The sequence below is a fragment of the Vibrio sp. 03_296 genome, from assembly GCF_002265885.1.
This window is the reverse complement of sequence record NZ_NPKW01000130.1, coordinates 88,455-109,337: the sequence shown is the minus strand read 5'-3', so window position 1 is coordinate 109,337 and position 20,883 is coordinate 88,455. Positions and strand designations below refer to the sequence as shown.

General features: G+C 46.2%; 21 protein-coding genes. 11 read left to right on the top strand and 10 right to left on the bottom strand.

Going from position 1 to position 20,883, the window contains the following annotated elements:
- Nucleotides 1-119 precede the first annotated feature (119 nt).
- The 3 genes from gshA to luxS are packed head-to-tail and all read left to right on the top strand — an operon-like array spanning nt 120 to nt 2,897.
- Nucleotides 120-1,685: a glutamate--cysteine ligase gene (gene gshA, locus CIK04_RS16490; protein WP_026060800.1), complete on the top strand. Its 1,566-nt coding sequence runs from the start codon at nt 120-122 to the stop codon at nt 1,683-1,685.
- Between the two features lie 10 nt (nt 1,686-1,695).
- Nucleotides 1,696-2,328: a hypothetical protein gene (locus CIK04_RS16485; protein ID WP_038969645.1), complete on the top strand. Its 633-nt coding sequence runs from the start codon at nt 1,696-1,698 to the stop codon at nt 2,326-2,328.
- A gap of 50 nt (nt 2,329-2,378) precedes the next feature.
- Nucleotides 2,379-2,897, top strand: coding sequence for an S-ribosylhomocysteine lyase (luxS, locus tag CIK04_RS16480; RefSeq protein ID WP_097352081.1), 519 nt, complete (start codon nt 2,379-2,381; stop codon nt 2,895-2,897).
- A 58-nt stretch (nt 2,898-2,955) separates the two neighbouring features.
- Here luxS and CIK04_RS16475 read toward each other — a convergent pair whose 3' ends face one another.
- Nucleotides 2,956-4,233 (bottom strand): HlyC/CorC family transporter, encoded by a 1,278-nt coding sequence (locus CIK04_RS16475; protein WP_038941428.1) that lies wholly within the window; start codon nt 4,231-4,233, stop codon nt 2,956-2,958.
- 86 nt (nt 4,234-4,319) lie between these two features.
- On the bottom strand, nt 4,320-5,114 hold the full coding sequence (locus CIK04_RS16470) for an inner membrane protein YpjD (RefSeq protein WP_097352082.1): 795 nt from the start codon (nt 5,112-5,114) through the stop codon (nt 4,320-4,322).
- 213 nt (nt 5,115-5,327) lie between these two features.
- Here CIK04_RS16470 and ffh point away from each other — a divergent pair, with 213 nt between their 5' ends.
- The 5 genes from ffh (at nt 5,328) to rplS (ending at nt 9,005) form a co-directional block, all read left to right on the top strand.
- The gene (ffh, locus tag CIK04_RS16465) at nt 5,328-6,704 is read left to right on the top strand and encodes a signal recognition particle protein (protein WP_011079540.1); all 1,377 of its coding nucleotides are present in this window, start codon (nt 5,328-5,330) and stop codon (nt 6,702-6,704) included.
- 316 nt (nt 6,705-7,020) lie between these two features.
- The gene (rpsP, locus tag CIK04_RS16460; protein ID WP_011079541.1) at nt 7,021-7,269 is read left to right on the top strand and encodes a 30S ribosomal protein S16; all 249 of its coding nucleotides are present in this window, start codon (nt 7,021-7,023) and stop codon (nt 7,267-7,269) included.
- 15 nt (nt 7,270-7,284) lie between these two features.
- Nucleotides 7,285-7,833, top strand: a complete 549-nt coding sequence (gene rimM / locus CIK04_RS16455; RefSeq protein ID WP_038941427.1) for a ribosome maturation factor RimM — start codon at nt 7,285-7,287, stop codon at nt 7,831-7,833.
- 27 nt (nt 7,834-7,860) lie between these two features.
- Nucleotides 7,861-8,610: a tRNA (guanosine(37)-N1)-methyltransferase TrmD gene (gene trmD, locus CIK04_RS16450; RefSeq protein ID WP_011079543.1), complete on the top strand. Its 750-nt coding sequence runs from the start codon at nt 7,861-7,863 to the stop codon at nt 8,608-8,610.
- Nucleotides 8,611-8,651: 41 nt separating this feature from the next.
- Entirely contained in the window at nt 8,652-9,005 is a 354-nt protein-coding gene (gene rplS, locus CIK04_RS16445) for a 50S ribosomal protein L19 (RefSeq protein WP_011079544.1), read from the top strand.
- 230 nt (nt 9,006-9,235) lie between these two features.
- Here the strand turns inward: rplS and yacG are convergent, their stop codons facing one another.
- The 8 genes from yacG to nadC all read right to left on the bottom strand — a co-directional run bounded on the left by yacG (nt 9,236) and on the right by nadC (nt 16,341).
- Nucleotides 9,236-9,430, bottom strand: coding sequence for a DNA gyrase inhibitor YacG (gene yacG / locus CIK04_RS16440; protein WP_039536083.1), 195 nt, complete (start codon nt 9,428-9,430; stop codon nt 9,236-9,238).
- Nucleotides 9,431-9,492: 62 nt separating this feature from the next.
- Nucleotides 9,493-10,233, bottom strand: coding sequence for a cell division protein ZapD (gene zapD / locus CIK04_RS16435; RefSeq protein ID WP_017421189.1), 741 nt, complete (start codon nt 10,231-10,233; stop codon nt 9,493-9,495).
- Nucleotides 10,234-10,265: 32 nt separating this feature from the next.
- Nucleotides 10,266-10,874 carry a dephospho-CoA kinase gene (coaE, locus tag CIK04_RS16430; protein WP_039536087.1) on the bottom strand — a complete coding sequence of 203 codons (609 nt, stop codon included), beginning with the start codon at nt 10,872-10,874 and terminating at the stop codon, nt 10,266-10,268.
- Nucleotide 10,875: 1 nt separating this feature from the next.
- Nucleotides 10,876-11,745: an A24 family peptidase gene (locus CIK04_RS16425; protein ID WP_080526796.1), complete on the bottom strand. Its 870-nt coding sequence runs from the start codon at nt 11,743-11,745 to the stop codon at nt 10,876-10,878.
- 93 nt (nt 11,746-11,838) lie between these two features.
- A complete protein-coding gene (locus CIK04_RS16420) occupies nt 11,839-13,065 on the bottom strand; it encodes a type II secretion system F family protein (protein WP_039561392.1) in 1,227 nt (408 codons plus the stop codon).
- 47 nt (nt 13,066-13,112) lie between these two features.
- Entirely contained in the window at nt 13,113-14,801 is a 1,689-nt protein-coding gene (pilB, locus tag CIK04_RS16415; protein WP_097352083.1) for a type IV-A pilus assembly ATPase PilB, read from the bottom strand.
- Between the two features lie 4 nt (nt 14,802-14,805).
- Entirely contained in the window at nt 14,806-15,231 is a 426-nt protein-coding gene (locus tag CIK04_RS16410; RefSeq protein ID WP_097352084.1) for a pilin, read from the bottom strand.
- A gap of 222 nt (nt 15,232-15,453) precedes the next feature.
- Entirely contained in the window at nt 15,454-16,341 is an 888-nt protein-coding gene (gene nadC / locus CIK04_RS16405) for a carboxylating nicotinate-nucleotide diphosphorylase (RefSeq protein WP_072600771.1), read from the bottom strand.
- 92 nt (nt 16,342-16,433) lie between these two features.
- Between nadC and ampD the strand changes: the two genes are divergently transcribed.
- The 3 genes from ampD to aceE all read left to right on the top strand — a co-directional run bounded on the left by ampD (nt 16,434) and on the right by aceE (nt 20,876).
- The gene (gene ampD, locus CIK04_RS16400) at nt 16,434-17,006 is read left to right on the top strand and encodes a 1,6-anhydro-N-acetylmuramyl-L-alanine amidase AmpD (protein WP_097352085.1); all 573 of its coding nucleotides are present in this window, start codon (nt 16,434-16,436) and stop codon (nt 17,004-17,006) included.
- 388 nt (nt 17,007-17,394) lie between these two features.
- Nucleotides 17,395-18,162, top strand: coding sequence for a pyruvate dehydrogenase complex transcriptional repressor PdhR (gene pdhR, locus CIK04_RS16395; RefSeq protein ID WP_011079554.1), 768 nt, complete (start codon nt 17,395-17,397; stop codon nt 18,160-18,162).
- Nucleotides 18,163-18,215: 53 nt separating this feature from the next.
- Complete coding sequence (gene aceE, locus CIK04_RS16390) at nt 18,216-20,876, top strand: pyruvate dehydrogenase (acetyl-transferring), homodimeric type (RefSeq protein WP_017421198.1); 2,661 nt, start codon at nt 18,216-18,218, stop codon at nt 20,874-20,876.
- Nucleotides 20,877-20,883 lie beyond the last annotated feature (7 nt).

Genomic DNA, 20,883 nt, shown 5'->3' with positions numbered 1-20,883 from the left:
CTTGTTGTTGGTCTGGATACCCTTTTGGATACACAGAAGGGTATCCAGACCATTTCGATTTCCGACAATTCAGTTTGCAGGTGTGACGCTGCAAGCTTCTGATATAAGTGAATTTCATTTTGACTGATTTTGCTGCGCGACTTGAGTTAGTTGCAAGAAACCCAGAAGTGTTTAAACAGTTTGGCCGTGGTGTGGAGCGTGAAACGTTACGCTACAGCCAAAATGGTCGGATAGCGACCACCATGCATCCTCAAGGTTTGGGTTCTGCGTTTACCAATCGGTGGATCACCACCGACTTTGCGGAGTCGTTGTTAGAATTCATTACCCCTGTTTCTCATGACATCGATGTTTTGTTGGGCCAGTTGGATGATATTCATCATTTCACTCAAACTCAGTTGGGTGAAGAAAAAATGTGGCCAATGTCGATGCCTTGTTTTGTCGAGACTGAAGATCAAATTACGTTGGCGCAGTATGGCAGCTCAAACTCGGCCAAAATGAAAACCCTCTATCGAGAAGGCTTGAAGCGCCGTTACGGTAGCCTCATGCAGATCATTTCTGGCGTGCATTTCAACTTCTCATTTCCTGATAGCTTTTGGGATGCACTGCATGGTGAGCAAACAGAAGATGAGCGCCAAGCAACGAAGTCGGAAGCCTATTTTGGCCTAATTCGTAACTATTACCGCTTTGGTTGGCTGATTCCTTATTTCTTTGGTGCATCACCCGCAATGTGTTCCTCGTTTCTTCAAGGACGCGAGACATCGCTGCCTTTCGAAGCATTGGGGAAAACCCTGTATTTACCTAAGGCAACGTCGCTACGCTTGAGCGATTTGGGCTACACCAATAGCGCTCAAAGTGGACTGACGATTGGCTTCAACAGCATTGACCAATACCTAGAGGGGCTAAGTAAAGCCATTCGCACGCCTTCGGCTGAGTTTGCCAAGTTGGGTGTGAAGGAAAATGGCGAATATCGCCAGCTTAACAGTAACGTACTGCAAATTGAAAATGAGCTCTATGCTCCGATTCGACCAAAGCGTGTGGCGAAAAATGGCGAGAAACCTTCAGAAGCATTGGCGCGAGGTGGGGTAGAATACATCGAAGTTCGCTCGCTGGATGTGAATCCCTTTACGCCGGTGGGTATCACGGAAACTCAAGTGCGTTTCCTCGATTTGTTCTTAACTTGGGCTGCCTTGTCTGAATCGCAACCGATGGATCAATGTGAACTGGCTTGCTGGCGAGAGAACTGGAACAAGGTGGTGGTATCTGGCCGCGAGTATGGTTTAGAGCTGCAGATCGGTTGTCAAGGTGAAAAGCTCAGCTTACAAGCTTGGGCTCATCGCGTGTTTGCAGAGCTGCGCCAGCTAGCGGAAGTGATGGACAGTGCCCACGGTGACAATCAGTACAGCCTCGCTTGTAGTGAGCTGGAAAAGTGGATTGACCATCCAGAAAAAACGCTTTCTGCACAGCTACTTACTTTGATTCAGAAAAATGGCAGCTTAGGAGCGACGGGGTGTGAGTTGGGGCGTGCATACCGTGAGCAAAACTTAGCTCATCAATATCGTCACTTCTCTCTGCAGCAAATGGAGCAAGAAGTTGAGCTCTCCCTCATTAAACAGAGCCAGATTGAACAAGCCGATGAGGTGGATTTCGATACCTTTTTGGCCGATTATTTTGCCTACTTAAAATAGGGAATCGGCAATGACAGGAGCCTCTGCTGAAAGAGGAGTGAGTAAGATTGCTCGCCGTGTGTTGTTGTTCGGTTTGGTGGGGTTATCTGGCTGTGCGACTACCCCGCCGGCGCAGCAAAATAACGTATGCGACATTTTCCGTGAGAAACCTCGCTGGTATAAAGATGCCTTAGCGATGGAAAAGGAGTGGGGAACCCCGATTCAAGTCGCGATGGCGTTTGTCAAACAAGAAAGCAGCTTTCGCCACGACGCAAGACCACCAAAAGACTATATACTTGGGTTTATTCCTTGGGGGCACGTGAGTAGCGCGTATGGTTATGCTCAAGCGCAAGATCCGGCTTGGGAAGATTTTCAACGTGCCACAGGACATGGCGGCTCACGAACTAACTTTGATGACTCGTTGATGTTCATTGGTTGGTATACCAGTGAAACACGTAAGCAGTTGGGGATTTCCTTATGGGACCCTTATAATCAGTATCTCGCTTATCACGAAGGTCGAGGTGGTTATCAGCGTAAGAGCTATCAAAGGAAACCTTCACTCATTAAGGTAGCTCGTAAAGTGGAACAACAAACAAAAGATTATGGCTGGCAGCTAAAGCAGTGCCGTCAAGAATTGGAAGATAATCGAAGCTGGTTTTTCTAAATCAGCAAAGTCCTCTGAGCATCAAGGACGAATAGAGCAGGAGAGAAGTAATGCCATTATTAGATAGTTTTACCGTTGACCACACTCGCATGCATGCACCCGCGGTGCGTGTGGCAAAAACCATGCAAACGCCAAAAGGCGACAACATTACCGTGTTTGACTTACGTTTCACTGCACCTAACAAAGATATTTTGTCAGAGAAAGGCATTCACACTTTAGAGCACTTGTACGCAGGCTTTATGCGTAAGCATCTCAATGGCGCCTCGGTTGAGATCATCGATATCTCACCGATGGGCTGTCGTACCGGTTTCTACATGAGTTTGATTGGCGAGCCGACCGAACAACAAGTGGCGGCGGCGTGGACGGCTTCGATGGAAGATGTGTTGAAAGTGGAAAGCCAAAACAAGATCCCTGAGTTGAACGAGTATCAGTGCGGTACCGCAGCCATGCATTCGCTAGATGAAGCGAAGCAAATTGCTCAAAATATCTTAGCGGTTGGTATTTCAGTCAATAGAAACGATGAGCTAGCATTGCCAGAAGCAATGCTAAAAGAGCTCAAAGTCGATTAATTCAGATCATCATAAACGTTAAAGGCCCAGTGTTTCCACTGGGCCTTTTTGATCGTCATTAGGCTGTTTTGCGTTTGCGTTTAGGAAACACTTTTACCGACTTAATTCGGTTTCCTTCCAGTTGCACAATCTCCATCGCATGTCCTTCGATCTTGATGCTCAAGTGGTTTTCAGGAATATGCTCTAAGTGTTCCAAAATCAAGCCGTTCAAGGTTCTTGGGCCATCGGTGGGAAGTTTCCATTTCAAACCTTTATTGATATCACGGATGTTGGTACTGCCCTCAATGAGAAAACTTCCATCGCTTTGAGGTGTTATATCATCGGAGAAACTCGGTGCAATCGAGGTGGTAAATTCACCCACAATCTCTTCTAGAATGTCTTCCAGTGTCACCAGACCGATAATATCGCCATATTCATCGACAATCAGGCCGATGCGCTGTTTGTTGCGTTGGAACTTCAGTAACTGAACATTAAGTGGGGTGCTTTCTGGAATGAAATAGACCTCATCAGCAGCACGCAACAAGGTTTCCTTGTTGAACTCATTTTTCTCCAACATCAAACGATACGCTTCGCGCAATCGCAACATACCCACCGCTTCATCAACTTTGTCACGATAGAGGACAATACGGCCATGTGGGGAGTGTGCCAATTGACGTACGATGGATTTCCAATCGTCATTGATATCGATACCCGTTATCTCATTGCGTGGAACCATGATGTCATTCACAGTGACGTGTTCCAGATCCAAAATGGAGACCAGCATATCTTGATGTCGCTGGGGGATCAGGCTGCCCGCTTCGTTCACCACTGTACGCAACTCTTCAGAGCTCAGATTATCTTCGCCGTTGTGTTGTGCTTTTAAACCAAGTAAGCGAATAAAACCATTGGTAATAAAGTTTACCAACATCACCAAAGGCGACAGCAGTTTCATCAAAACCGCCAGCAAAATGCTGCTCGCGTATGAAACCCGTTCAGGATAGAGTGCAGCCACGGTTTTTGGGGTGACTTCTGCGAAAACCAAAACGACTAAGGTAAGGACACCGGTTGCAATCGCAACACCCAAATCACCATAAAGGCGCATGCCGAGAATTGTCGCGATAGCGGAGGCAAGAATATTGACAAGGTTGTTACCGATAAGAATCAAACCAATTAATCGGTCTGGGCGGCTCAGTAACTTTTCGACACGCTTAGCCCCTTTGTGCCCTGAATTGGCGAGGTGCTTTAAGCGATATCGATTCAGTGACATCATCCCCGTCTCTGAACCAGAGAAATAGCCTGAAATGACGATAAGACACGCGAGTAGCGCAAATAAGATACCCGTAGATATGTCGTCCAAAACTCAATCTTTCCTTTTGTTATCCTGATAAATGACAGTGCTATTACGCGTTATAGCTGTCCTAAAAATGACAGTACATTATGGGTTTAGCTCAGTATGATCTCTTTTACAAAGCGGCTGCCAAAATAGGCCAGGGTCAATAAAGTTGCCCCTGCAACAGCAAACCAGGTCACTTTTTTTCCGCGCCAGCCTTTTTGATAATGCCCCCACAGCAAGGTGGAGTAAACCAACCAAGCAATAAAAGACAGCACCGCTTTATGCGCTTTTCCTTCCGCAAACATATCGTGAACAAAAACAAACCCAGTTGCCAACGTTGCCGTTAACAGTAGATTGCCGATCATAATGATTTTAAACAGCTGTCTTTCCACCATTAAAAGTGGCGGTAGGTTTGGATTGATGACTAATGATTTTTTTGCTTTCAGTTTATGGTCTAGCCAAGCCAATTGAAGTGCGTATAGTGCGCCAATGGTCAAAGTGGCATAAGAAAACAGTGCCAAGGAAATATGGATTAACAGCTTAGGGTCATTCTCTAAATGCTTAACGAAAGTGCTGGGTAAAAACGTCGCAGCAGAGAGATTAATGGCGGCAAAGCTATAGACGACAGGCAGTAAGAACCATAAACGGTTTTTGAGCATCGCGGCACTCATCACCAAGGAGATGATGAAGCTGATCAACGACGCGACATTTAAAATACTGAGATTTTGACCATACCCTTCAAAAATGAGATCGCTCAATAGCCACGCGTGAAAGACCAGCGCCAAAGAGGCACTAATTAAAACGGTTTTGGCCTTTATCCCCGTTTGGTGTGCAAGTCCCGGAACGATCGTGGCGATGGCTAATCCGTAGAGAATCGTGGCACCAATGGCAATTATGCTGTCCATATATCCTGAAAGTTGGTCAATAGAATGGGGCAAGTATACCTTGCAACTGAGTTCTGGGCTACGTTGAATACAGATCAATGATAAGAGTTGAGATATTGAAATTAATAACTTATCCCCAATAGTGTGGAATAGAGCCGTTTCGCGGGTATCTCTGATTCCGTGGCTAAGGTATACTCACCCCAATTTATCGCCGGATTAAGCGTAGAGAACACAATGTTTGAGAATTTAACGGATCGATTATCCAAAACGCTGAAGAATATCAGTGGCAAAGGTCGTCTGACAGAAGACAATATCAAAGATACCCTGCGTGAAGTAAGAATGGCACTGCTTGAGGCCGATGTTGCCTTACCTGTGGTGCGTGAATTTGTCGCTCGCGTAAAAGAAAAAGCCGTTGGTGTGGAAGTGTCGAAATCACTGACACCCGGTCAAGAGTTCATTAAGATCGTTCAAGGTGAACTTGAAGCGGTCATGGGTGAATCGAATGAAGCGCTGAACTTAGCGGCGCAACCGCCAGCGGTTATTTTGATGGCGGGTCTACAAGGTGCGGGTAAAACCACCTCAGTCGGTAAACTATCGAAGCTGCTAAAAGAGCGCGATAAGAAGAAAGTGTTGGTTGTATCTGCCGACGTTTATCGTCCAGCGGCAATCAAACAGTTAGAAACATTGGCGAGCGACATTGGTGTTGACTTCTTCCCTTCATCTGCTGACCAAAAGCCGATTGATATCGCCAATGCCGCTATCGACCACGCGAAGAAAAAATTCTTTGATGTTTTGATCGTCGATACCGCAGGTCGCTTAGCGATTGATGAAGCGATGATGGGCGAAATCCAACAACTTCATAGTGCAATTAACCCAGTGGAAACGCTGTTTGTTGTTGATGCCATGACGGGTCAAGATGCCGCCAATACCGCCAAAGCTTTTGGTGACGCTCTGCCACTGACGGGGGTCATTCTGACCAAAGTGGATGGCGATGCGCGTGGTGGTGCTGCGCTGTCGGTACGCCATATCACAGGTAAGCCAATTAAATTCTTAGGTGTGGGTGAAAAGACCGACGCACTTGAGCCATTCCATCCCGATCGTGTAGCTTCACGTATTCTGGGTATGGGTGACGTATTGTCGCTGATTGAAGATCTGCAACGCAACGTTGATACCGAAAAAGCGCAGAAACTGGCGCAAAAGTTCAAAGAGAAAAAAGGCTTTGATCTTGAAGATTTCCGTGAACAACTTGGTCAGATGCAGAACATGGGGGGCATGATGGGTATGCTGGATAAGCTACCTGGTATGTCTCAATTGCCATCGGACATCAAAGATAAAGTCGACGACAAGATGTTCAAGCAGATGGAAGCGATCATCAACTCCATGACGATGAAAGAGCGCCAAAACCCAGATTTGATTAAAGGTTCACGTAAAAAGCGTATTGCTGCCGGTTCTGGCACCCAAGTACAAGATGTGAATCGCCTATTGAAGCAGTTTACCCAAATGCAAAAGATGATGAAGAAAATGCAGAAGGGTGGCATCAAAGGCATGATGCGCAATATGCAAGGCATGATGGGTGGTATGGGCGGTGGATTCAATCCATTCGGCCGATAACATGATTTAGGCTCTAGCACTTGTTTGTGGCTAGAGCCTAGCATTCTCTTCAAACTTCAAACTTCAAACTTCAAACTTCAAACTTCAAACTTCAAACTTCAAACCTCAAACCTCAAGCCTTAGCCACTTTTCAACTTGTTACCTCCATCACAAACTTAAAAATGAATTTATGTTGGTGAAAAAGTAACAACCCCCTTGCATTCATGCCTAATAAGAGTAAAATTCCGGAGCTTTATTTTGGCACGAGACCCCAAACTGTTTAGTGATAGATGGTTTCTGGGGTTAATTTTATTTTTGAGAAAGCAAAGAGGACGACATGGTAACCATTCGTTTGGCACGTCACGGCGCTAAAAAGCGTCCATTTTATCAAATCGTAGTAGCGGACAGCCGCAATGTTGCAACTGGCCGTTTCATCGAGAAAGTTGGTTTCTTTAACCCAACTGCACAAGGTCAAGAAGAAGGTCTACGTATCGACCTAGATCGCGTTAACCACTGGGTTGGTCAAGGCGCATCTCTATCTGACCGTGTTGCTAAGCTAGTTAAAGACGCTCAAAAAGCGGCTTAATTAAGCAACTAGTGTATGTCGATGAAAGGTATAGAAACAATGAGTGATGAACGTATTGTTGTTGGTAAATTTGGTTCTACTTACGGCATTCGTGGTTGGCTCAAAGTTTTTTCCTACACAGACAATGCCGAAAGCCTATTTGATTACAGCCCTTGGTACGTTAACCAAAAAGGCGTGTGGGTCGAGTTCAAGGTTGAAAGCTGGAAGCGCCATAACAAAGGTATGGTGGCTAAGCTGGAAGGTCTAGATGTTCGCGAAGACGCGCATCTCCTGACTAACCTTGAGATCGCTATTGACCCTGCTGTACTACCTGAATTGTCAGAAGATGAATTCTACTGGCGAGAATTGTTTGGAATGCAAGTAGTAACCACCAATGGTTACGATCTGGGTGTCGTTACTGACATGCTAGAAACGGGCTCAAACGATGTTCTCGTAGTAAAAGCAAATCTAAAAGATGCTTTTGGGCAAAAGGAACGTTTAATTCCGTTCCTTGAAGAGCAAGTGATCATCAAAGTTGATCGCGAAGCTCAACGGATCGAAGTTGACTGGGATCCTGGATTCTAATCTCCAAAGCTACAGAGCGAGATAAACATGTGGGTTGGCGTAATTAGCCTTTTTCCTGAAATGTTCCGTTCTGTTACTGATTTTGGAGTAACAGGTCAAGCGGTTAAAAAAGGTCTTTTATCGATTGAGACTTGGAATCCTCGCGATTTCACTCACGATAAACATCGCACTGTTGATGACCGACCTTATGGTGGTGGCCCTGGTATGTTAATGATGGTTCAGCCTTTGCGAGATGCCATTCATGCAGCCAAACAAGCCTCACCAGGCAAGACGAAAGTCATTTACCTTTCTCCTCAAGGTCGTAAGCTCGACCAACAAGGAGTGGAAGAATTGGCAACCAATGAGAACTTGCTTCTTATTTGTGGCCGATACGAAGGGGTAGATGAGCGTATCATTCAATCTGAAGTTGACGAAGAATGGTCAATCGGAGATTTTGTGATGACGGGTGGTGAAATTCCAGCCATGACGTTGATTGATTCTGTCTCACGGTTTGTTCCGGGAGTATTAGGGGATTTTGCGTCGGCAGAAGAAGATTCTTTTGCTAATGGCTTGTTAGATTGCCCTCACTATACGCGTCCTGAAGTGTTGGATGGCAAAGAAGTACCTGAGGTACTGATGTCCGGCAACCATAAGGAAATTCGTCGTTGGCGACTGAAACAGTCGTTAGGCCGCACCTGGCAGAGAAGACCAGAGCTCCTGGAAAACCTAGCTCTGACTGACGAACAGGAACAATTACTTGCTGAGTTCATTCAAGAAACTCACCATAAGCGCAAGTAACCTATTTAATTTAGTATCAGTTTATTCTAGGAATATTAAAAATGAGTAACATCATCAAAGCTCTTGAGCAAGAGCAAATGAAGCAAGACCTACCTAAATTTGCACCAGGTGACACTGTTGTTGTTCAGGTTAAGGTAAAAGAAGGTAACCGTGAGCGTCTACAGGCGTACGAAGGCGTTGTAATCGCTATTCGTAACCGTGGTCTACACTCTGCATTCACTGTTCGTAAGATCTCTAACGGTGAAGGTGTTGAGCGTACGTTCCAAACTCACTCTCCAGTTGTTGATAGCATCGAAGTTAAACGCCGTGGTGCAGTACGTCGTGCCAAGTTGTACTACCTACGTGAGCGTTCTGGTAAGTCAGCTCGTATCAAAGAGAAACTTGCTAAGAAGTAATGCTATAACTAGCGTTCTCATAGTATTAGCGGAGGCCATTTGGCCTCCGCTTTTTTCTGTTCATCTGCATGATGACACGATTCGTGTGGATGTCTTGATTACTTAAATAGCGGTAATAAAAAAGGTTGATGCGTGAACATCAACCCTATTTAATCACTAGAAAACTAGAAAACTAGAAAACTAGAAAACTAGAAAACTAGAAAACTAGAAAACTAGAAAACTAGAAAACGTTAATATTGATCTTCAGACCAACCGTCACTGTCAGACATATCTGGCGCGCCCGGTATGGTATTTTCTTCATCGGCCCATTCGCCAAAGTCGATCATTTGGCATTTTTTACTGCAGAAAGGGCGATGAGGGCTTTGCTCTCCCCATTCCACGTCGGTGCCACATTGAGGGCATTTAACTATGGTTATTTTTGTCATAAAGATAGAACCGTAAAACAAAGTGGTTTACTAAAAATAGCGATATTCATTCTGTGTGGACGTTAACTGCATACGGCCAGTTCAAAATGAACATCTTGGCTGCAGGCTTGCCCAGTCTCAAAGTTGATGAACTTGATCGCAAAGCGGTTTTTGTGTCCAGAAATCATCGGATAGACACCATACTCCATGGGAATATGAAGGCGAAGAATATTCGCTTCTTCCGCGTCGCTTTGGAAAAATCCATTGAGTGCGGTTTGAGATCTGAAATGACCCGCTTCTCGGGCCAGTTTTAGCCACAAGTTTAATGCGTCGGAGAGTGGTTTAAGGCTATCCAACCACTGTCGTGCATCTTCGATCTTTCTCTCAAGGGGCAAATTCAACCAATAATGCAGAGCTGGAAGATCAAAACAGCAAGAGCCACCAGGAAGACTAAATCGCTGACGAATTGAACTAAGGAAGCGATCTTCCTTTAATGATTGGCCAAAACGCGGTGCCTGCATAAGAGCGGCGTGGGTACGATCGGCCTCATCAAGTAATGAGCGCAGTGTCGCTTGATCAACCCCTTCGACATTTAACCAACTGCGATAGAGTAGACGCTGTTTCTCAATGTCTTTCGCCAGTTCGCTCTTTAACTGAATTTGTTCAAAAATTTCGATGAGATCGAAGATAGAACGAAAAAAGAGTTGATGCTGGTGCGGCTCTGAAAATGAGGCGGCAGTATGTGCCTGTCTAAGCAGTGATTCGACTCTCAGATAAATGCGAGTCTTTTCATTGAGTGGATGTTCGAAGTTATGCGTGGTCATCTAGCGGGCCTGTCGTCGTCTCTGACTTATTTTCACCGATTTTGCTTGCTCATGGCTAGGTACTTTTGGTGTAAATCTGTGATTTGCTGCAAAAGATCTTGGTCTTTTGACTCATTTTTAATCACATCGTCTGCCAAGGCGAGACGTTCGTGTCTGCTTGCCTGAGCCTTGAGTATGGCACGAACTTGTTGTTCATCAACACCGTCACGATCCATGGTTCGCTGTAATTGTGTTTTTTCTTCAACATCCACGACCAAAACGCGGTCGCACAAAGTCTGTAATTGGTTTTCTACCAACAGCGGTACAACGAGTAAAGCATAAGGGGAGGAGACCTGCGCCAGATCCTCGATCATTTTACGACGGATCATTGGGTGCAGTAGCGCGTTGAGCCATTGTTTTTCTTCGCTATGGGCAAAGATACGCTGACGAAGTTGTCCACGATCGAGTTCGCCTTCATGAGTCAGAATATCAACACCGAAATGGTCAACAATTGCAGTCAGTCCCGCACTTCCAGGGGCGACAACCTGACGAGCAACAATATCTGCGTCGACGATATCGATGGCAAAGTGTTGTTGAAAAAGATTGGCCACCGTCGTTTTTCCGCTGGCGATACCACCGGTCAATCCAATCACTAAAGCCATATCATGCCCCTATAAGATAATTGAGATACCAAGACATCAAGCTATCTCCCCACATCAAGGCGACCCAACCAGCAATGGCCAGATAAGGCCCAAATGGAAAAGCCATCTCAATGCCTTGTTTTTGCAATCTGAGTTGAATGAGACCAAAGATCAACCCGACAATCGAAGAGAGTAAGATGATCATCGGTAGATATTGCCAGCCGAGCCAAGCTCCAAGTGCCGCAAGCAATTTAAAGTCTCCGTAACCCATGCCTTCTTTTCCTGTCAGCAAGCGGAAAAGGTGATAAACGCTCCAAAGGCAGAGATAGCCCGCCATCGCACCGATCACTGAATCTTGCAGAGATACTGGGCTTATCTCAAGTAACGCTAGCGCAATGCCTGCCCACGTTAGCGGCAGTGTCAGCTGATCAGGCAGTAGCATGGTATCTAAGTCGATGAAGGTGGCGGCGATCAATACCAAAGTAAGCCCAATCAGTGCTACGGTAATCGGTGCATAACCGAACTTCCAAGCGACTAGGCCGCACAAAAAGGCGCTCAGCGCTTCAACAAAAGGATAGCGAGCACTGATTTTCGTCTGGCAATGGTGACATTTTCCTCTTAGAGCTAGCCAACTAAAGACAGGAATATTATCTCGAACTCGTATTGGGGTATGGCACGAAGGACAACTTGAACGCGGCGTGCTTAATGTTAGGGTTTCTGTCGGCGGTGATATTTTGTATTCAGGAAAGGACTCTGCACACTCTTGGCGCCACTCCAGTTCCATTATTTTTGGTAGACGGTAGATGACGACGTTAAGAAAGCTGCCTACCAGCAAGCCAAACAGGGAAGCTAAACCAATATAAAGCCAAGGGTAGTACTGTAACGCGTCCATATAATCGTTGTTCTCTTTGTGGTGTGGGCAAAAATAGCTCAAGCAAGCCAATAGCTTGCTTGAGATTACAAAAGGTAAGCAGTGGGGGGTATCTTATCCCAGAACGCTCATTAAATTAAAGATCGGCAGGTACATTGCGGTGACCAATCCGCCGACGACAACGCCTAGAAAGACGATGATCAACGGCTCGAGAATCTTACCGAGGTTGTCGACGGTGTTATCCACCTCAAACTCATAGATGGTGGCAATTTTGTTGAGCATATCGTCCATTTGGCCAGATTCTTCACCAATCATCACCATTTGCAGTACCAATTCTGGGAAAGCAAGGCTGTTACGCATGGCGATGTACATTGGCATTCCGGCTGCGGTGTCACGATAAACATCTTCAATCGCATATTGGTAATGCAGATTGCCTGCGGTTTTACTGGTGGTTTTTAAACTGGTGAGGATCGGGATACCCGCACTGAAGCTGGTGGCTAATGTGCGGCTAAATTTGGCAATCGCTGCTTTGGATAAAACCCCACCAATCACAGGGATCTTTAAACTCAAGCGTGACATTTTTAAGCGAAATGCGGGTGATTTCTTGCTTAGACCGCGAAGTAAATAGATAGCACTGAACAACGTAATAAAAAACCAACTGCTGTAGGCTTGCACAAAATCAGACAGGTCTAAGACTTTTTGCGTAAACCAAGGCAGTTCTGCGCCGAATCCGGTGAACATTTTGCGAAACTCGGGAATAACCTTGGTCAGCATTAAATAAGAGACCCCCAACGCGACCAGCACGACCATGCAGGGATAAATCAATGCCTTGACCACTTTTGCTCGCAACTGCTCGTTTTTTTCCCGATAAAAAGCGAGGCGTTCAAAAACTTGATCAAGATTACCCGATTGTTCACCAGTGGCGACTAAGTCAACATAAATGCCATCGAATTGTGGGCTGGCACTGCGAAGCGCTTTGGATAACGGCGTGCCTGCTTCAACGGCTTTGCTCACACTGGCTAAGATTGATTTCATCTCAGCTTTGCGATGGTTGTCGGCAACCAATTTGAGCGATTGTAGAATAGGAACACCAGTGGTCAGCATGGTGGCGAGTTGGCGGGTAAGCAGTGTGATGTCTTTACCTTTGACTTTATGGCTTAACCTTGTGAAGACTGACACACTGGATTTCTTGATCTTTTTGATCTGGATATGCTGCATTTTCAGCTTATCACGCACCTCAAGCTCGGTAAGCGCCAGCGTGTTGCCGGAGACTTTTTTTCCGGCTCCGTTAATCCCTTTCCATTGATAGTTTTTGATTTGTGAATGGGTTTTAAGCTTCATATCGCTTCCTTCAGTGCGATGAGTATCAAGATAACAAACTATAAAATTTACAAATAGAGGACGCGTTGCAGCTCTTCTAAGCTGGTGATGCCTTGTTTGAGTTTCTCGAGGCCAGAGTCTTTGAGTGTCATCATGCCTTTTTGCCGAGCGAGCATCTCCAAGCTTTGTACCGAGGCGCCTTTCACGATCGCCTCTGCTAGCTGCTCATTAAAAGGCATGACTTCGTATATACCGACACGACCTGAATAACCATGAGTACAATGATGGCAACCCTGTTTATCGGCTTGATAAATCAAGTCGTCAGCTTTTAGGCCGAGTAACTCAAATGTTGCGTTGTATGGATGCGGTTGCTTGCAATGGCTGCATAACCGACGAGCAAGACGCTGAGCGATGATCAAACTCAAGGATGAAGCCAAGTTAAAGCTGGCGATCCCCATGTTAGATAGGCGAACAATGGTTTCGGCAGCGGAGTTGGTATGTAAGGTGGATAGCACAAGGTGGCCGGTTTGGGCTGCTTTGACGGCTATCTCGGCGGTTTCCAAATCTCGAATTTCCCCCACCATGACGATATCCGGGTCTTGACGGAGAAAAGAACGCAATGCTTCTGCAAAACCAAAACCAATTTTGGGTTTCACTTGCACTTGGTTGATTCCCGGGAGGTTAATTTCGACCGGGTCTTCCGCGGTGGAGATATTCACTTCAGGTCGGTTGAGCAAACTCAAGCCCGTGTACAGAGATACGGTTTTGCCGCTTCCTGTTGGACCTGTCATCAAAATCATCCCTTGCGGTTTGCGCAGGGCATCGAGGTAGAGCTGCTTTTGTTGCGGGTTGTAGCCTAACTTATCAATATCCAAGCTGCTACTCGAGCTGTCGAGAAGTCGCAGCACAATTTTTTCACCAAACAGCGTAGGTAAAGTGGAAACGCGCATATCAATCGCGGTTTCTTGGTTAAGGCGTAGCTTAATGCGTCCATCTTGTGGCAGACGCCTTTCTGCAATATCCAGCTTGGAGAGGATTTTGATCCTCGCGGATAAACGGCGGCTTAAATGGCTTGGAGGCTGCTGCACTTCCACCAAAATACCATCGCAACGCAATCGTACGCGGTATTGGTTTTCGTACGGTTCAAAATGAATATCAGATGCGCCTTTGCGCACCGCATCAAGCAGAATTTGGTTGATAAAACGGCTAACGGGGGATTCATCTTGGCTTAAGTCTTCAATGGACTCGATTTCGTCATCAGAAACCTCGACCAAATTCGCCAGCTCATCTTGGTGAATCTCTTTTAAACCAGAGCCTTGGCTCTGTTTGATGCTCTTTCCATAGAGTCTACGAATCGCCGCTTGCAGTTCTTGGCAGTCGGCTAAAACAATCTCCACCTGCACGCCTGTGGCAAAACGGAAATCATCTTCAGCTTGAATATTGGTAGGGTCAGCAACTGCGAGTATTAAACCAGCGTTGCTTTTTTGCAGTGGCAGTGCTTGGTGACGGGTGATCAGCTCACGCAACCCAAGTTGATTACACAGCTCTTGGTAGTCATATTGGTTGAGGTCAGTGCGTGGTAAGCCAAAAATCGCACTTAGCTTTTCGGTTAATTCATCTGGCTGGAAAAATCCCAGTTGCAACAAAGCTTCCGGTGCTGTGACACCAGAAGCTTGGATGGTTTCTCGACACGCTTGTTCTTGCGTTAGGCTAAGTTGGTTGGCCTGACGCAGAATCGTGGCAAGGTTGGATTGCACCGAGTTAACAGCCTTTAGGTTTTAGATCTGTCGCAACATCAGTTGCACATGACCAACCACCAGCAGACGTTCTTGAAAGTGTCACGTGTTTCGATACGATGTCTGGGCTAACCCCTGATGAGTTGAAACTAAATTTAATATCGCCAGCTGCACTAGTAGGGTTTTCGTATGTAATAACTCCGATAGGAGAAGTTGGTATTGCTAGAGCGCCTGAAGTTGATGGGAAAGAACCATTTTCTAGTACATATGTTTCAACGTTGGTTCGGTGACCTGTTATCGAAGCTAGAGCGGTTGCGGCTTCACTTTTAGCAACGTATTTTTGATACTGGGGTACTGCAATTGCTGCGAGCACGCCAATTACCGCCACTACTATCATTAATTCAATCAAGGTAAAGCCTTGTTGTTTATTGGTTTTGTTTAATTTCTTCATCATAATTTCCTTTAATCTATCAAATTCGCTCCGCGAGCTTGTGGCTAGATTATGCAAGGAGTAGATGAGTGAAAATCACACCAAGAGCATCACTCGAGTGATTTAAAATTCTTTGCGCTTTATTTACATCTGGTTACTTACAAGATGCGATGCTGACCCAAAATTTCGTAGCTCAAATAAAAACGGGAGCCTGAGGCTCCCGTTTTGTGATCTAGTCGATATCTATTTGAAACGCATCGATAAATCCATCGCTTTTACATGTTTGGTCAGGGCGCCAACCGAAATGTAATCCACGCCGGTTTCCGCATATTCTGCAATGGTCTCTAATGTCACGTTGCCTGAGTTTTCCAGTGCTGCGCGGCCTGCGTTAATGGCCACCGCTTGGCGCATCATCTCGGTGGTGAAGTTGTCGAGCATAATGATGTCTGCGCCCGCGTGAATGGCTTCACGCAGTTCATCGAGATTCTCGGTTTCTACTTCCACGGGCTTTCCCGGTTGCAGCTCTTTTGCTTTGGTGATCGCTTGAGTGATGCCACCGCAGGCAATGATGTGGTTTTCTTTGATCAGGTAAGCGTCAAACACGCCAATTCGGTGGTTGTAGCCGCCGCCACAGGCCACGGCGTATTTTAGCGCGCTGCGTAGGCCAGGGATGGTTTTGCGCGTATCTAATAAGCGACACTCGGTATGGGCAATTTTCGCGGCGTATTGTGCGGTGATGGTCGCGCAACCAGAAAGGGTTTGGATAAAGTTCATCGCGTTACGCTCGCCCGTCAGCAAATCACGGGCTGGGCCTGTGAGTGTGCAAAGCGTTTGATTCGGTTCGACTTTGTCGCCATCTTTGACGTGCCACTCAATGGTCACTTTGCCACCGAGCTGTTTGAACACTTCATCCGCCCATGCTTGGCCGCAAAATACGCCGTGTTCGCGAGTGATGATAGTGGCGGTATTCATCGCCTCTGCTGGGATAAGCGCGGCAGTCACATCATTGTCAGCGTTTAGCGAACCGCCCAAGTCTTCTTTAAGCGTATCGGCAACCGCTCGGGTGATTTCGATAGGAAGTTGTTGCTTCAAATATTCAAGGCGTTCTTGGCTGTTATGTGTGTTCTTCATCGCAAATCTTATCTTGAAAGGGGAATGGCAACGAATGATACTCTGCGTAGGTAATAATTTCAGCAGTTAATTGACAAACCCATGGAGATGATATGCAAGCGGTGATCACGCAAGGATGGTTGGAGGGGGTTAAACGAGTTTCGTCACCGTTTTTTGATGCGAGGCCTCAAGGAGCACCGATCTCTTTGCTGGTGGTGCACAATATTAGCCTGCCGCCGGGGCAGTTTGGTGGCCGCTATATAGAGGACTTTTTTCAAGGCCAGCTGGACCCAAGCGAGCATCCTTTTTTCCAAGTGATTCATCAGATGCGCGTCTCGGCTCACTGCTTGATTAAAAGAGATGGGGAAGTGGTGCAGTTTGTCTCCTTTGATGATCGCGCTTGGCATGCGGGTGCATCCAGTTTTGCCGGGGTTGAACGTTGTAATGACTATTCGATAGGTATTGAGCTTGAGGGCAGTGATTTTGTCGCTTATACCGAAGCGCAATATCAAGCGTTAAGCGAGCTCACCAAAACCTTGATGCGCCAATATCCGTACATCACCCTCCCTCGCATTACTGGCCACCAATACATTGCACCGCTGAGAAAAACCGATCCCGGTTTAAGTTTTGACTGGCGTTATTATCGCACTTTACTTTCTCAAGATGGAGCGGTTGCAAAAATGTAAACCCATCGCAAGGTTGTCACAAAAAGGTAAGCATCATGGCTTACCTTTTTTTATATCGAAAATTATTTCGTCTTGTTAAAAGTTAACTACGTTTAATCATGGGGTAAGCGACTTGAGGGGCAAATGAGGCAAAATATTTTGTCTTTTTTTGTTTTTCTTTAACCGTTTTGCTAGCACGCCCTTTCCCCATCTGTTTACTATTTGTAATTGGTAAGACCAATTCTATTGCCGTTTTAATGAGCGAATGTTAGCAAAGTGTTGAAGCGTGAGCTGTTCTATGATTTAGGTCAATTTTTGGCTGGACAGTTGCGTTTTAATTATGTTAATTTCTGCACCAACTTAGAATTGGTATTACCAATTAACAGCAAAGAGAAAAAGAATAATAAATATGGCTTATCAAAGGATTCGTCAGCCGAAACTTTCTGATGTGATTGAACAAGAGTTGGAAAGATTGATCGTCGAGGGAATATTGGCACCGGGGCAACAATTGCCTCCAGAGCGCGAACTGGCCAAACAGTTCGAGGTGTCTCGTCCTTCTGTACGTGAAGCGATTCAACGCTTGGAAGCCAAACGTCTGCTTACTCGTCGTCAAGGCGGTGGCACGTTTGTCAGTGAGAACATTTGGAAAAGTTTCTCTGATCCTCTGCTAAATTTATTATCCAGCCACTCTGAAACACAGCTTGATTTACTTGAATCGCGCCATGCGATGGAAGGTATTTCTGCGTATTTCGCTGCATTGCGTGGTACCGAGCAAGACTTTGCCCGTATTCAGGCCTGCCTGGAAAAGATTAGCGCGGAGCAGACAAAACAGAATGTAGAAGCGGAAGCGGCCGCTGTGATGGCATTTTTGGTTGCATTAACTGAAGCCTCGCACAACGTCGTGCTGCTGCATATTGTTCGTAGTCTCTCTCCGTTGCTCGAGCAAAATGTCTTACAGAATCTGAAATTGCTGCACCGCCGCGCTGAAGTGGTGGAAAAAGTCAGTAAACATCGGGCTAATATTGTGGATGCGATTGTTTCTGGTCAGCCAGAAAAGGCGCGTGAAATGTCCCATTCGCATTTAGCGTACATCGAAGAAACATTGTTGGATTTGACTCGTGAAGAGTCACGTAGAGAACGCTCTTTGCGTCGAATTCAACGAGGTAATGAGTCTTAATCGGACTCATTGCAAGTTTAACGTAGATCCAACCAACAGAAGGATAGATCGCCATGTCTGATATGAAGCATGACGTAGACGCACTTGAAACTCAAGAATGGTTACAAGCACTTGAGTCAGTAGTTCGTGAAGAAGGTGTAGAACGTGCACAGTACCTACTAGAGCAAGTTCTAGACAAAGCTCGCCTAGATGGCGTTGATATGCCGACTGGCATCACAACCAACTACATCAACACTATTCCAGCGAACCAAGAACCAGCTTACCCTGGTGATACTACGCTTGAGCGTCGTATCCGTTCCATCATCCGTTGGAACGCAATCATGATCGTTCTACGTGCTTCTAAGAAAGACCTAGAGCTAGGCGGCCACATGGCGTCTTTCCAGTCTTCTGCAGCATTCTACGAAACCTGTTTCAACCACTTCTTCCGTGCACCAAACGAGAAAGATGGTGGCGATTTGGTTTACTACCAAGGCCATATTTCTCCAGGGATCTACGCACGTGCTTTTGTTGAAGGTCGTCTAACTGCTGAGCAACTAGACAACTTCCGTCAAGAAGTGGACGGCAAAGGTATTCCATCATACCCACACCCTAAACTAATGCCTGAGTTCTGGCAGTTCCCAACCGTATCTATGGGTCTTGGTCCGATTTCTGCGATCTACCAAGCGCGCTTCCTGAAGTACCTTGAAGGCCGTGGTATGAAAGATACCTCTGAGCAGCGTGTATACGCGTTCCTAGGTGACGGTGAGATGGATGAGCCAGAATCACGTGGTGCAATCTCTTTTGCTGCGCGTGAAAAACTAGACAACCTATGTTTCCTAATCAACTGTAACCTGCAGCGTCTCGATGGTCCTGTAATGGGTAACGGTAAGATCATTCAAGAACTTGAAGGTCTGTTCAAAGGTGCTGGTTGGAACGTAGTGAAGGTTATCTGGGGTAACAACTGGGATTCACTACTAGCAAAAGACACCACGGGTAAGCTTCTTCAACTGATGAACGAAACCATCGATGGTGACTACCAAACATTCAAATCGAAAGATGGCGCGTACGTACGTGAGCACTTCTTTGGTAAGTACCCTGAAACTGCAGCGCTCGTTGCAGACATGACTGACGACGAAATCTTCGCACTTAAGCGTGGTGGTCACGAGTCTTCTAAACTGTACGCTGCATTCAAAAATGCACAAGACACCAAAGGTCGTCCAACGGTTATCCTAGCGAAAACTGTTAAAGGTTACGGCATGGGTGAAGCGGCAGAAGGTAAGAACATCGCGCACCAAGTTAAGAAGATGGATATGACTCACGTTCTACATCTACGTGATCGCCTAGGTCTTCAAGACATCCTAACGGACGAAGCGGTGAAAGAACTTCCATACCTAACTTTGGAAGAAGGTTCGAAAGAATACGAGTACCTACACGCTCGTCGTAAAGCGCTGAAAGGTTACACGCCACAGCGTCTACCTAACTTTACCCAAGAGCTTGTGATTCCAGCGGTTGAGGAGTTCCAACCTCTGCTAGAAGAGCAGAAGCGTGACATCTCTACAACCATGGCGTTTGTGCGTACTCTAAACGTACTGCTTAAAGATAAGAACATCGGTAAGAACATTGTTCCTATCATTGCTGATGAAGCGCGTACATTCGGTATGGAAGGTCTGTTCCGTCAAATCGGTATTTACAACCCGCACGGCCAGAACTACACACCACAAGACCGTGACATCGTTTCTTACTACAAAGAAGCAACGTCAGGTCAGGTACTGCAAGAAGGTATCAACGAGCTAGGTGCTATGTCTTCATGGGTTGCTGCGGCAACGTCATACTCGACAAATGACCTACCAATGATCCCGTTCTACATCTACTACTCTATGTTCGGTTTCCAACGTGTTGGCGACATGGCATGGATGGCGGGTGACCAACAAGCTCGTGGTTTCCTACTGGGTGCAACTGCAGGTCGTACAACGCTAAACGGTGAAGGTCTGCAGCACGAAGACGGCCACTCACACATCATGGCAGGTACTGTACCGAACTGTATCTCTTACGACCCAACATTCGCTTACGAAGTTGCGGTTATCCTACAAGACGGTATCCGTCGTATGTATGGTGATCAAGAGAATGTGTTCTACTACCTAACTCTGATGAACGAGAACTACGCAATGCCAGCAATGCCAGAAGGCGCTGAAGAAGGCATTCGTAAGGGTATCTACAAGCTAGAAACTTACACGGGTTCGAAAGGTAAAGTTCAGCTAATGAGCTCTGGTACTATCATGAACGAAGTGCGTAAAGCGGCTCAAATCCTAAGCGATGAGTACGGTATTGCGTCAGACGTTTACTCTGTAACGTCGTTCAATGAAGTGACTCGTGATGGTCAAGCGTGTGAGCGTTACAACATGCTTCACCCAGAAGCAGAAGCGCAAGTACCTTATATCCAAACAGTAATGGGTACTGAGCCTGCAATCGCTGCGACTGACTACATGAAGAACTACGCAGAGCAGGTTCGTGCATTCATTCCTGCTGAGTCTTACAAAGTGCTGGGTACTGACGGCTTTGGTCGTTCAGACAGCCGTGAAAACCTACGTCGTCACTTCGAAGTGAACGCAGGTTACGTCGTGGTTGCAGCGCTAACTGAACTGGCGAAACGTGGTGACGTTGAGAAATCTGTGATTGCAGAAGCAATTAAGAAGTTCGACATCGACACTGAAAAAACTAACCCGCTATACGCTTAATTGAAGG